This is a genomic window from Arthrobacter sp. UYCu512 (genome assembly GCF_040547075.1).
GTDB lineage: Bacteria > Actinomycetota > Actinomycetes > Actinomycetales > Micrococcaceae > Arthrobacter.
Genome location: NZ_JBEPPA010000001.1, coordinates 127120 through 139010 on the forward strand (window position 1 = coordinate 127120; position 11891 = coordinate 139010).

At 66.9% G+C, this 11891-nt stretch carries 10 protein-coding genes; 8 read left to right on the forward strand and 2 right to left on the reverse strand.

Annotation, left to right across the window (positions count from 1 at the left end):
- The first annotated feature begins 311 nt into the window (after nucleotides 1–311).
- The 7 genes from ABIB49_RS00615 (at nucleotide 312) to dhaM (ending at nucleotide 8610) form a co-directional block, all read left to right on the forward strand.
- The gene (locus ABIB49_RS00615; RefSeq protein ID WP_226773846.1) at nucleotides 312–2804 is read left to right on the forward strand and encodes an ATP-dependent Clp protease ATP-binding subunit; all 2493 of its coding nucleotides are present in this window, start codon (nucleotides 312–314) and stop codon (nucleotides 2802–2804) included.
- A 256-nt stretch (nucleotides 2805–3060) separates the two neighbouring features.
- Nucleotides 3061–5196, forward strand: a complete 2136-nt coding sequence (locus tag ABIB49_RS00620) for a S9 family peptidase (protein ID WP_354156558.1) — start codon at nucleotides 3061–3063, stop codon at nucleotides 5194–5196.
- A gap of 73 nt (nucleotides 5197–5269) precedes the next feature.
- Complete coding sequence (locus ABIB49_RS00625; protein WP_226773848.1) at nucleotides 5270–5779, forward strand: amino-acid N-acetyltransferase; 510 nt, start codon at nucleotides 5270–5272, stop codon at nucleotides 5777–5779.
- A 167-nt stretch (nucleotides 5780–5946) separates the two neighbouring features.
- On the forward strand, nucleotides 5947–6165 hold the full coding sequence (locus tag ABIB49_RS00630; RefSeq protein WP_283480057.1) for a hypothetical protein: 219 nt from the start codon (nucleotides 5947–5949) through the stop codon (nucleotides 6163–6165).
- A gap of 143 nt (nucleotides 6166–6308) precedes the next feature.
- Nucleotides 6309–7310, forward strand: coding sequence for a dihydroxyacetone kinase subunit DhaK (gene dhaK / locus ABIB49_RS00635; protein ID WP_226773850.1), 1002 nt, complete (start codon nucleotides 6309–6311; stop codon nucleotides 7308–7310).
- A 2-nt stretch (nucleotides 7311–7312) separates the two neighbouring features.
- Complete coding sequence (gene dhaL / locus ABIB49_RS00640) at nucleotides 7313–7939, forward strand: dihydroxyacetone kinase subunit DhaL (RefSeq protein ID WP_354156559.1); 627 nt, start codon at nucleotides 7313–7315, stop codon at nucleotides 7937–7939.
- The gene (dhaM, locus tag ABIB49_RS00645; protein ID WP_354156560.1) at nucleotides 7936–8610 is read left to right on the forward strand and encodes a dihydroxyacetone kinase phosphoryl donor subunit DhaM; all 675 of its coding nucleotides are present in this window, start codon (nucleotides 7936–7938) and stop codon (nucleotides 8608–8610) included. Before dhaL ends, dhaM begins: the two co-directional genes overlap by 4 nt.
- Nucleotides 8611–8633: 23 nt before the next feature.
- On the opposite strand, the gene ABIB49_RS00650 is transcribed toward dhaM, so the two are convergent.
- Nucleotides 8634–9452 carry an iron-sulfur binding domain-containing protein gene (locus ABIB49_RS00650; RefSeq protein WP_502913740.1) on the reverse strand — a complete coding sequence of 273 codons (819 nt, stop codon included), beginning with the start codon at nucleotides 9450–9452 and terminating at the stop codon, nucleotides 8634–8636.
- A gap of 265 nt (nucleotides 9453–9717) precedes the next feature.
- On the opposite strand from ABIB49_RS00650, the gene ABIB49_RS00655 reads away from it, so the two are divergent.
- Nucleotides 9718–10449: a hypothetical protein gene (locus tag ABIB49_RS00655; protein ID WP_282359491.1), complete on the forward strand. Its 732-nt coding sequence runs from the start codon at nucleotides 9718–9720 to the stop codon at nucleotides 10447–10449.
- A gap of 13 nt (nucleotides 10450–10462) precedes the next feature.
- Here the strand turns inward: ABIB49_RS00655 and disA are convergent, their stop codons facing one another.
- The gene (gene disA / locus ABIB49_RS00660; RefSeq protein ID WP_226773854.1) at nucleotides 10463–11539 is read right to left on the reverse strand and encodes a DNA integrity scanning diadenylate cyclase DisA; all 1077 of its coding nucleotides are present in this window, start codon (nucleotides 11537–11539) and stop codon (nucleotides 10463–10465) included.
- Between the last annotated feature and the right edge of the window lie 352 nt (nucleotides 11540–11891).

The window sequence follows — 11891 nt, forward strand, 5'->3', positions numbered from 1 at the left end:
TTGGCGTAATGCCAATACCCATAACGATGCCCCCGCTGACGGCAGGGGCATCGTTATGTCCGCCCGCGCTGACCGGGCCGGCGCGTTCCCGCCCGGTTGCCGGCCAAAGGCGCAGGTCCGAACCGGGGCTGGCCGCGTGCTGCGTCCCGGAAGACGCAGCGGGGCAGGGGCGCCGCCGGGGCCGGCAGCCCGTGTTTGGGCGGGCAGCTGGCCCCGCAGCGGCGTCCCGGTTTCCCCTGTGGCGAACAAGCCCCAAAATTTGAACCCGGCCACGTAGCATCAAAGTACGTCGTTTCTAGGAGTGTGGCGAAATGTTTGAGCGATTTACGGACCGTGCCCGTCGCGTAGTTGTGCTTGCCCAAGAAGAGGCACGCATGCTGAACCACAATTACATTGGTACCGAACACATCCTCTTGGGTCTGATCCATGAAGGTGAAGGTGTTGCGGCCAAAGCCCTTGAGTCCTTGAGCATCTCGCTCGACGGCGTTCGCGAGCAGGTACAGGAGATCATCGGCCAGGGCCAGCAAGCCCCGTCCGGACACATCCCCTTTACCCCCCGCGCCAAGAAGGTCCTGGAGCTCTCGCTTCGCGAAGCGCTGCAGCTGGGCCACAACTACATCGGCACGGAGCACATCCTGCTCGGCCTCATCCGTGAGGGTGAAGGCGTTGCCGCCCAGGTGCTGGTCAAGCTCGGTGCGGACCTCAACCGCGTCCGCCAGCAGGTCATCCAGCTGCTCTCGGGCTACCAGGGGAAGGAGACCACCGGTGCCGGTGTCGGCCCCGGCCAGGCCGAAGGCACCCCGGCCGGCTCCGTTGTGCTGGACCAGTTCGGCCGCAACCTGACCCAGGCTGCACGTGAGAACAAGCTGGACCCGGTTATCGGGCGCGAATCCGAAATGGAACGCGTGATGCAGGTCCTCTCCCGCCGCACCAAGAACAACCCGGTGCTGATCGGCGAGCCCGGCGTCGGCAAGACTGCCGTCGTCGAAGGCCTCGCCCAGGCCATTGTCCGTGGCGACGTTCCGGAGACCATCAAGGACAAGCAGCTGTACACGCTGGACCTTGGTTCCCTCGTGGCCGGTTCACGCTACCGCGGTGACTTCGAGGAGCGTCTCAAGAAGGTCCTTAAGGAAATCCGCACCCGCGGGGACATTATCTTGTTCATCGATGAAATCCACACCCTCGTGGGCGCGGGTGCTGCTGAAGGCGCCATCGATGCGGCCTCGATCCTGAAGCCCATGCTGGCCCGCGGCGAGCTCCAGACCATCGGTGCCACCACGCTGGACGAGTACCGCAAGCACATCGAGAAGGACGCCGCGCTGGAGCGCCGGTTCCAGCCGATCCAGGTCAAGGAACCCTCTGTCGCGCACGCGATCGAGATCCTCAAGGGCCTCCGCGACCGGTATGAGGCGCACCACCGCGTCACCATCACCGACGGCGCCCTTGCCTCGGCCGCGAGCCTTTCCGAGCGCTACATCTCGGACCGCTTCCTGCCGGACAAGGCGATCGACCTGATCGATGAGGCCGGCGCGCGGCTGCGTATCCGCCGGATGACGGCCCCGCCGGAGCTCAAGGTCATGGACGAGAAGATTGCGGCCATGAAGCTGGAGAAGGAATCCGCTATTGACGCGCAGGACTTCGAAGGTGCTGCCGCGCTTCGCGACAAGGAGCAGAAACTCATTGTTGAGCGGGCCGAGAAGGAACGCCAATGGAAAACCGGCGGCATGGATGACATCTCCGAGGTGGATGAGGATCTCATCGCCGAGGTGCTGGCGAACTCCACCGGCATCCCGGTCTTCAAGCTGACCGAGGAAGAGTCCTCGCGGCTGCTGAAGATGGAAGACGAGCTGCACAAGCGCGTCGTCGGCCAGGACGAGGCCATCAAGTCCCTTTCCCAGGCGATCCGCCGCACCCGTGCAGGCCTGAAAGACCCGAAGCGTCCGGGTGGTTCGTTCATCTTCGCCGGCCCCACCGGCGTCGGCAAGACCGAGCTAGCCAAGGCACTGGCCGAATTCCTCTTCGGTGAGGAAGACGCCCTGATCACCCTGGACATGTCCGAGTACTCGGAGAAGCACACGGTGTCGCGTCTCTTCGGAGCCCCTCCGGGCTACGTCGGCTACGAGGAAGGCGGCCAGCTGACCGAGAAGGTCCGCCGTCGTCCGTTCTCCGTGGTGCTGTTCGACGAAGTTGAGAAGGCGCACGCCGACCTCTTCAACTCGCTGCTGCAGATCCTGGAGGACGGCCGCCTGACCGACTCCCAGGGCCGGGTGGTGGACTTCAAGAACACCGTGATCATCATGACCACCAACCTCGGCACCCGGGACATCTCCAAGAGTGTTGCCACCGGCTTCCAGTCGGGCACGGACACGCAGACCGGGTACAACCGGATGCGGGCCCGCGTGACCGAGGAGCTCAAGCAGCACTTCCGCCCCGAGTTCCTGAACCGTGTTGACGACGTTGTGGTATTCCCGCAGCTGACCCAGGACGAGATCATCGAGATCGTGGACATGTTCGTCGGCCGGTTGGAGAAGCGCCTCAAGGACAAGGACATGGGCATCGAGCTCACGCCCGCGGCCAAGATCCTGCTCGCAACCCGCGGCTACGACCCCGCCATGGGTGCCCGGCCGCTGCGCCGGACCATCCAGCGCGAGATCGAGGACCAGCTCTCCGAGAAGATCCTCTTCGGCGAAATCCACGCTGGCGACATCGTGATGGTGGATGTGGAAGGCGAAGGCGACGACGCCAAGTTCACCTTCGCCGGTAACACGAAGCCGCTGATCCCGGAGATCGCTCCGAGCGTCTAAGCATTGGCCCAACGGCCCCGTCTTCCTAACCAGGGAGGCGGGGCCTTTGCGTTTGCAGCCTCGCCCCTTGCTCGGCACCGCGGCGGGTGCAGCTTGCTCGCCCGTCCCTCGCGTCGGCGCAAGCTACACAATGGCGCCTGCGCCTTCGCCTCCGCAGGTGGTCACCGCACTGAGCGCAGTGGTGGTATCTGAAAGTACCGTTTCACTCTTAGTGAACTTGGTGTGATCCATGCCATAGCGGGTGTTGAATCGGTGCATGGCTTCTACCGATCCGGCAACGCAGGGCGAGCAGCCCGAAACACCTTTCCATAACCTTGACCACTACCTCGCCATCCCCAGGGTCAGCGGCCTGGTGCTGAGCCCGGACGGCGGACGGCTGGTGACCACGGTGGCCACGCTGAATGCCAAGGGCACCGAATACGGCACCGCCTTGTGGGAGCTGGATCCGGCCGGGCAGAAGCAGGCCCGTCGGATCACCCGCAGCGCCAAGGGCGAAACCGGGGCCGTGTTCGCCGGCGGGGACCTGTACTTCAGTTCCGCGCGTCCAGACCCGGAATCCCCGGAGGCGGACCCGGTAAATGCGCTCTGGATGCTGCCCGCGGGCGGTGGCGAAGCCCGCGTTGCGCACACCCGGGCCGGTGGTATTGGTACCCTCCTGGCGGCGCAGGGGACCGGTGCGCTCATCCTCAACGCCGCCGTGCTGCCCGGTGCCACGGACGAAGGAGGCGATGCCGAACTCCGCAAGGCACGTAAGGACAAAAAGGTAGCGGCCATCCTGCACAGCGGATACCCCGTCCGTTACTGGGACGCCGACCTGGGGCCCGCCGAGCCGAGGCTCTTTGCCGTCGAGCCCCTCGAACCGGGCGAGGAGCAGGAACAGGCCAAGCCGTCAACTGTTGACGCCGCGGCGCCGCTTAAGCTCCGCAACTTGACGCCCGACGCCGGTGCCGCCCTGCGGGACGCGGCTACCGTCATCAGCCCCGACGGTACAACGATTTACAGCAGCTTCACCAAGGTGCTGGCCCGCGCGGACTCCCGGTCAGTTCTCATCGCGGTCGACGTCGCCACCGGCACCCGTAAGGTTCTGCTGGACACCGAGGGAATGAGTTACTTCCCCGGGCCGGTCAGTCCCGACAACCTGACGCTTGTGGTGCGCAGCGAGAGTGACACCACGCCGGAAGCGGCGCCGCAGCTGAAACTGCACCTGCTCGACGTCGGCGGCGGATCGGCCCGGGATGCAGGCCATGCCGAGCCGGTGCCGCTCGCGCACGGCTGGGACCGCTGGCCGGTCTCCGCTGCCTGGCTGCCGGACGGATCGGCCCTGCTCGTCACCGCCGATGAGGACGGCGCCTCGCCGGTTTTCCGCATCGGCATCACCGGGGACGGGGGAGCCGGCCGGGTCACCCGGCTGACGGCCGACTCCGCGGCGTATACCGATGTTGTGGTTCATCCGGACGGCCGCAGCGCCTATGCACTCCGCAGCTCCTACGAGTACCCTCCGGAAGCGGTTCAAATCGACCTTGCCAACGGAGCCGTCAGCCGGCTCCCCGCCCCCGCGGAACGCCCGCGTCGCCATGGCTCGCTGGAACGTGTGGAGACGACGGGGGCAGACGGAACCCGGGTGCCGGCGTACCTGGCGCTCCCGGAAGACGCCGGCGCCGGAAGCCCGGCACCGCTGCTGTTGTGGATACATGGCGGCCCGCTCGGTTCATGGAATGCCTGGACCTGGCGCTGGAACCCCTGGCTGCTCGTTGCCCGGGGTTACGCCGTGCTGCTCCCGGACCCGGCCCTCTCGACCGGTTACGGCCAGCACCACATCCAGCGCGGCTGGGGTGAATGGGGCAAAGCCCCGTACACCGACCTGATGGCCATCACTGACGCCGTTGTGCAGCGGCCGGACATCGACGAGACCCGCACGGCTGCCATGGGCGGTTCGTTCGGTGGCTACATGGCGAACTGGGTGGCCGGCCACACCAGCCGGTTCAAGGCGATCGTCACGCACGCAAGCCTCTGGGCGCTGGACCAGTTCGGCCCCACCACGGACTCCGCGCCCTACTGGCTCAAGGAAATGACAGCCGAAATGGCCCTGGCCAATTCCCCGCACCTGCATGTGGAGGACATCAGCACACCGATGCTGGTCATCCACGGCGATAAGGACTACCGGGTCCCCGTCGGCGAAGGACTGCGCCTCTGGTACGAGCTGCTCGCCAAGTCCCAACTCGCAGCCGACGGGAACGGCGCGACTGACCACCGTTTCCTTTACTTCCCGGACGAGAACCACTGGATCCTGCAGCCGCAGCACACCAAGGTCTGGTACGGCGTCGTCGAACACTTCCTGGCCAGGCACCTGCTGGAGCAGGACGTGCCGGTCCCGGCCGAGCTTGGCCTCTAGCTCCAGCCGTGCGGCCTCCGGCCCGGAGGCCGCACGGCGGCGCGGCACAAAACGCGCGCCGTAGGATTGGGCTGTGACTGAACCTATCCTCATCCGCCTTGCCCGTACCAGCGATGTCGGGGCGATCAAGACCCTCGTGGCGCCGCTGGCCGAACAGCGGATTCTGATGGCCAAGGAAACCGTGGCCTACTACGAGAGCCTCCAGGAGTTCCGGATCGCCGAGTCGCCCGATGGCGAAGTGATCGGCTGCGGGGCGCTGCACGTGATGTGGGAAGACCTCGCCGAAGTGCGCACGCTCGCGGCGTCGGATGCCTGGCGCGGTACCGGCGTGGGCCATCTCCTGGTTGAGCGGCTGCTGGCGGATGCCCGTGCATTGGGAATCTCCCGCGTCTTTTGCCTCACCTTCGAGGTTGACTTCTTCAAAAGACACGGCTTCGAAGTGATGGCGGACCAGTCCGCGGTGGACCCCGTGGTCTATTCCGAGTTGCTGCGCTCCCACGATGAGGGTGTCGCCGAGTTCCTCGACCTTGCCAGGGTGAAGCCCAATACACTCGGAAACACCAGGATGATCAAAGCGCTCTAAGCCCGGGCCGGCGCCGGAAAGCGACACGGTGCGGATCGGGGACGGGGTCTTCCCATCAATAAATCTGATGGATAAACTGATCCCGGTCCAGGGGGTGGGCCATCTCTCTTTTCGGAGGCAAGAAATTGCACGAGCGCGCCATCTTTCCTGATTTTTCCGCATTCCAAATGACGATGTCAGGCGGCATAACAGCCCGGCACACCGCAGCACCGCCCGCCGGCGAAGATCCCGGCCAGGACCCTGCGGCGGATCACGGCCAGGGACTTGTTTCGGGGCCGGAACCGCGCGACGGGGACGCCCTGCGGCGGCTGAATACCCCGCCCTTCTCCTGGCTGGGCAGCGACGCCTGGCCGACCGTTTCGCTGCGGGCCGACGAACCCTGCTGATGGCGCCGCGGACCGCGCGGAGAGCCGCCGGCCGGGGCGCCAGCGCTGCGCGTCCGGCGCGGCACTTTGGGCCCCTACCGCTGGCAAGTGCCCGGTAGTAGGGTCTAAGCAAGCAGCCAGGACACCATCCAGGGAGCACAGCCATGAAGAAACTCATCAATGATCCCCGGGCCGTGGTTGACGAGTCAGTGGAGGGTTTTGGGCTTGCCCACGCCGACCTCGTGACCGTCTTCGCGGACCCGAAGTACATCGTGCGCAAGGACGCTCCGGTGGCAGGGAAGGTCGGGCTGGTCTCCGGCGGAGGCAGCGGGCACGAGCCCCTGCACGGCGGCTACGTCGGCATGGGAATGCTCGACGCCGCGGTGCCGGGTCCCGTGTTCACCTCGCCCACACCCGACCAGATCCTCCCGGCGACCCTGGCCGTCAACTCAGGCGCCGGCGTTGTGCACATCGTGAAGAACTACACCGGGGACGTCCTCAACTTTGAGACCGCTGCCGAGCTGGCCCAGGCGGAAGGCGTGGAAATCCGCACCGTGCTTGTCAACGACGACGTGGCGGTGGAAGATTCGCTCTACACCGCCGGACGCCGCGGTGTAGCCGGAACCGTCCTGGTGGAGAAGATCGCCGGTGCCGCGGCGGAGCGGGGGGACAACCTCGATGCCGTGGCAGCCATCGGCGACAGGGTCAACCACAACGTACGCAGTATGGGTGTTGCCTTGACCGCCTGCACAGTCCCGCACGCGGGGGCGCCCAGCTTCGTGCTGGCGGAAAACGAAATCGAAATCGGCATCGGTATCCACGGCGAGCCCGGCCGGCACCGGATTCCGATGGAGAACGCCGACGGCATCACCGACCGCCTGCTGGAACCTGTGGTCAGCGACCTCGGGCTGGCGTCCGGGGACAAGGTACTGTTGTTCGTCAACGGCATGGGCGGTACCCCATTGAGTGAGCTGTACATCGTCTACCGCCGAGCCGCGCAGCAGTTGGCCGCACAGGGGATCACGGTGGAACGCTCGCTGGTCGGCAATTACATCACTGCCCTCGAAATGCAGGGGTGCTCCCTTACCGTCCTGCGCCTGGATGCTGAATTGACGGCACTCTGGGACGCCCCCGTCCACACTCCCGCCCTCCGCTGGGGTGCCTGACCGTGGGGCTTGACGTCAACTGGGCGCTGCGGTGGCTGACCCTCGCGGCCGCGGCCATGGCGGAGCACCGGGAGGAACTCATTGAACTGGACAGGCCGATCGGCGATTCGGACCACGGCGAGAACATGGACCGTGGCTTCAAAGCGGTGATGGCCAAGATTGCCGAAGCGCCGCCGGAAACGGCGGGAGCGGCACTGAAACTGACAGCGATGACCCTGATGTCCAAGGTTGGCGGAGCTGCCGGCCCGCTCTACGGCACCGCGTTCCTGCGTGCCGGCACGGCGCTGGGTGAGGCGGCCGAGATTGACTCGGACACACTCGCCGCTGCGTTCCGGGCGGCAAGGGACGGGATTGTGGCCCGCGGAAAGGCCGATTCAGGGGACAAAACGATGGTTGATGCCTGGACTCCGGCCGTTGACGCGGCCGCTTCCGCGGCCGGAGACAGCGACGTCCTCAAGGTCCTGCTGGCCGCTGCGGAGGCTGCCGAAGCGGGGGCCGTCGCTACCGACCCGATGCTCGCGCGCAAGGGCCGCGCCAGCTATCTGGGGGAGCGCAGCATCGGTCATCGGGATCCGGGCGCCGTCTCGACCGCCCTGATCCTGCGCGCGGCCGCCGGGGCTGCCGAATGACGGTCAACCTTGTCGTTGTCTCGCACAGCGAAAAGATTGCCGACGGCGCCGCCGAGCTAGCCGCCCAGATGGCGCCAGATGTGATGATCCTCGCCGCAGGCGGTACCGGCGACGGCAGGATCGGCACCAGCCTCGAGCTGGTCATGGCGGCGCTGGAGCAGGCCGGGGACGCCAGCACCGACGGCATTGTGGTCCTGACCGATCTTGGCTCGGCGGTGATGACAGCCGAATCCGCGGTGGAGTTCCTGGCGGATCCCGGCTTGGTATTGCTGGCCGATGCGCCCCTGGTTGAAGGACTTGTCGCGGCCGCCGTGGCGGCCCAGTCAGGCGCGGATCTGGCGGCCGTGAGGGACGCCGCGGAGGCCGTGTACCGGCCGCCGGCCGCGGGGCAACACACGCACGGCCACCGGCCGCCGGAGGCGAGCGGTGATTTCGAACTTGTTAACCAGGCCGGTATGCATGCCCGTCCGGCCGCGAAGATTGCCGGCGGCCTGTCCGGCATGGACGCCGAGGTGACCATCAGCGGCGCCGATGGCGCGTCGATGACGGAGCTGATGATGCTCGGGGCGGTGAAAGGTACGGTGCTGCACGTGGAGGCCAGCGGCCCGGATGCCACCCAAGCCGTGGACTACCTGCGCGGACTTATCACTGCTGGCTTCGGCGAACCGTAGACCGGTCGCGGGCCGGGCGGAAGTCAGGCCGGCAGCCGGATCCCGGCCGGGTGCAGTTCCGCCAGGCCATCGCTGAGCAGCCCGGACAGCGCGCGTTCGAGTTGCTCCGGAGCGCAATTGAGCCGGTGCAGGGCGGCCAGCGGGATGTCGATTCCGGCCGGTTCGAAGCCAAGGTCGACGGCGGCTTGCGCAAAAAGCTCCGGGTCGACCGGCGACTCTGCGACCCGGAGCACCGCCATTACGGCACCCCTGACCTGGCGGTCAGTTCCGTGCCATGACTGGCCCTTCGGTGTGTACGTCGGCGGCGGCTCCCCGGCTGCGAGCCAGGCGCATGAGCCGCTGACCGGACATTGCCCGCACTTCGGCGACCGCGCAGTGCACACCAGGGCGCCGAGTTCCATCACCGCGGCGTTCCAGCGGACGGAGGACGCGGCGTCGTCCGGCAGCGCCTGCGCGGCAAGCCGGGTCTCTGCGGCGGTGAGCGATGGCGACGGCAGCGCGGCACCGGAAAACAGGCGTGCGTGCACGCGCCGGATGTTGGTGTCCACCACTGTTTCGCGGCTGCCAAAGGCGAACGCCGCGACCGCCGCTGCCGTGTAGCTTCCCACGCCGGGAAGTTCCAGCAGCTCCGGGTACGTGCCGGGAACCTTTCCGCCGTGATCGGCGCCGATGGCTACTGCGGCCGCATGCAGGCGCAGCGCCCGCCGCGGATACCCCAGCCGGCCCCAGGCCCGGACCGCTTCGCCGGCCGGCTCGCCGGCCAGATCGGCCGGCTGCGGCCAGCGCCGCAGCCATTCCTCCCAGACGGGCAGCACACGCACCACCGGGGTCTGCTGCAGCATGATCTCGCTGACAAGTACGCCCCAGGCCGTGCATTCAGCTGCCCGCCACGGAAGGTCCCTTGCGTTCGCGCGGAACCAGGTGTCGAAGACGTTGTGCAGGGCCGCCGGCGAAACGGCCGCAGGAAGGCCAGGCGGGTCCGCGGCAGCAGGGGCGGTGGGGGAATCGGTGAGGGCTTTGATGGATTCAAGCGTAATAGATAAGGGCCACAGTCCGCCCGCGGCGTGGGAGGGCCCGATACCCGGCGCGGGTCTCTAGCCTAGAAGGATGGGCAGGCAAGACAATCCAGGAACTCACGGCTCCCGTCAGGGCGCTTCCGGCAGCGGAGCGGGCTCGGGCCGGAACCGGGCGGGCGCATCGACGCGCAATACCGTCCGCCGGCCTGCCCGGAAACCAGGCAGCGCGGTGTACCGACGCCGCAGGCTGTTCGTTGGCGCCGCACTCCTGCTCGTGATTGCGCTCGGCCTCGGCGGATTTGCCGCCGCCGCCAGCCTGCTCAACGCCGGGGCGCCCTCCTCGGACGGAGCAGCTGCTGCTTCCGCGCCGGTAGCGACGCCGGCCGGCACTCCGCAGGCCACGGCGTCTCCTTCGGCCACTCCGACGGGCAACGGCTGCGAGCAGAACCTCGTGACTGTCGCGGCGTCCACGGACAAGCCAGCCTACGCGGCAGGCGAAAATCCGTTGCTCACGCTCAAGGTGACGAACGGCAACCGGGTGCCTTGTGAGATCAATATCGGCACGTCCCAGATGGAGTTCCTCGTCACGAGCGGCTCGGACCGGATCTTTTCATCCACCGACTGCCAGTCGGACGCGACCGAACTCGTGAAGACCATCGCGCCGGGGCAGAGTGAAACGGCCAATTTCCCCTGGCAGCGCAACCGCACGGTTCAGGGCTGCGCGCCGATCGAGGCCAAACCGGGCGCCGGCGGCGCCTATTACGTCTTCACCGCCCGGCTGGCGGGAAAGACCAGCCCCAAAGCCGTGTTCCAGCTGAATTAGACCCCGGCGGACCTCACAGGAACCTGTCCAGGAGACTTGCCTCGGCCATCCGGCTGAGTCCCTCGCGGACCGTCCGGGCACGCTGGTCGCCGATGCCATCGACGGTCATCAGGTCATCAATCGTGGCCGCCATCAGGAACTGCAGGCCGCCGAAATGGTCCACCAGGCGGTCGGCGACGGCCTTCGGCACGGCCTTCAACCCGGAAAGCAGCCGGTAGCCGCGCGGCTGGACCACGGCGTCGAGGTTGGCCTCGCCGCCCGCGAAGCCAACGATCCCGGCAATTTTTCCCAAGTCGATCAGCTCGGTGGGGCCAAGGTTCACCAGCGCCTTCACCGCCTGGTCGATGTCCTCTGCAGAAGTGTCCGGGCCCGAGTAATCCCGGATGATCACATCACTGCCCGGGCCGCGTCCCACCGTCAGCTCGTCCAGCTGGAGCGAGAGCAGCCGCCCGTCCTCGCCGAGCTCCAGCACGTACTGCGAAATCTCCTCGGAAATCCGGCGCACCATCTCCTGGCGCTGCAGCGTCACCGCCACATCGCGGACGGTCACCATTGCCTCGATTTCCAGGGCGGAGAGCGAACTGGTCACCTGGTCCAGCCGCGAGCGGTAGCGCTCCAAGGTAGCCAGGGCCTGGTTGGCGCGGGCCAGGACCTTCTCCGAACCTTCCAGCACGTGCCGCAGCCCGTTGACATACAGCGCGATGATTTGCATGGACTGGCTCACCGAGATCACCGGCACGCCGGTCTGGATCGCGACGCGCTCAGCGGTCCGGTGCCGGGTCCCGGACTCCTGGGTTTCGATGCTGGAATCCGGGACCAGCTGCACGGCCGCGCGCAGGATGTTGCTGGCGTCCTTGTCGCAGATGATGGCACCGTCCATCTTCGCCAGTTCGCGCAGCCGGGTGGGGGAAAAATCGATGCCGATGTCGAATCCGCCCGAACAGATTGACTCGATGGTCCTGTCGATGCCCAGCACGATCAGGGCCCCGGTCCGGCCGCGAAGGATGCGTTCCAGTCCGTCGCGAAGTGCGGTGCCCGGTGCCACTCGGCCCAGCGTAGCCTTGAGCGAATCTTCCGGGCTCCGAGCCATAGATTTTCCCTTCAAAGGTGCAGGTCTCAGCCCGCAAGTGCGCCGGTTTCCAGTGTTGGCCGGCAGGATCAAAAGTACTCGGTTTCCCGCTCCCACCATAGTAGAGGCAAAGGGAGCCAAGTTCCGCACGGACAAGCCCCAAAGTGGTCCATTGCGACGCGCGTGGGACCGCCCGAAGAACGCCCCCCGGGCCATATCCCGGACCGGCATATTTGGCCCACGGTTCGACCGTTTCGACCCGGGGCTGCACCCGCTTCGCGGCGGCAGCCCCGGCTGCGATAAACTTGGACCCTTGGGTGAACCGTCGGGCGGCCCGCCGCCCCCGGCACACATCGCACCACGCCGAAATCCC

What these genes read in the sequence shown, in the direction of transcription:
- ABIB49_RS00615 (WP_226773846.1), top strand. Translation starts at nt 312, where the DNA reads ATGTTTGAGCGATTTACGGACCGTGCCCGTCGCGTAGTTGTGCTTGCC.
- ABIB49_RS00620 (WP_354156558.1), top strand. Translation starts at nt 3,061, where the DNA reads ATGGCTTCTACCGATCCGGCAACGCAGGGCGAGCAGCCCGAAACACCT.
- ABIB49_RS00630 (WP_283480057.1), top strand. Translation starts at nt 5,947, where the DNA reads ATGACGATGTCAGGCGGCATAACAGCCCGGCACACCGCAGCACCGCCC.
- dhaK (WP_226773850.1), top strand. Translation starts at nt 6,309, where the DNA reads ATGAAGAAACTCATCAATGATCCCCGGGCCGTGGTTGACGAGTCAGTG.
- dhaM (WP_354156560.1), top strand. Translation starts at nt 7,936, where the DNA reads ATGACGGTCAACCTTGTCGTTGTCTCGCACAGCGAAAAGATTGCCGAC.
- ABIB49_RS00650 (WP_502913740.1), bottom strand. Translation starts at nt 9,452, where the DNA reads ATGCTGCAGCAGACCCCGGTGGTGCGTGTGCTGCCCGTCTGGGAGGAA.
- ABIB49_RS00655 (WP_282359491.1), top strand. Translation starts at nt 9,718, where the DNA reads ATGGGCAGGCAAGACAATCCAGGAACTCACGGCTCCCGTCAGGGCGCT.
- disA (WP_226773854.1), bottom strand. Translation starts at nt 11,539, where the DNA reads ATGGCTCGGAGCCCGGAAGATTCGCTCAAGGCTACGCTGGGCCGAGTG.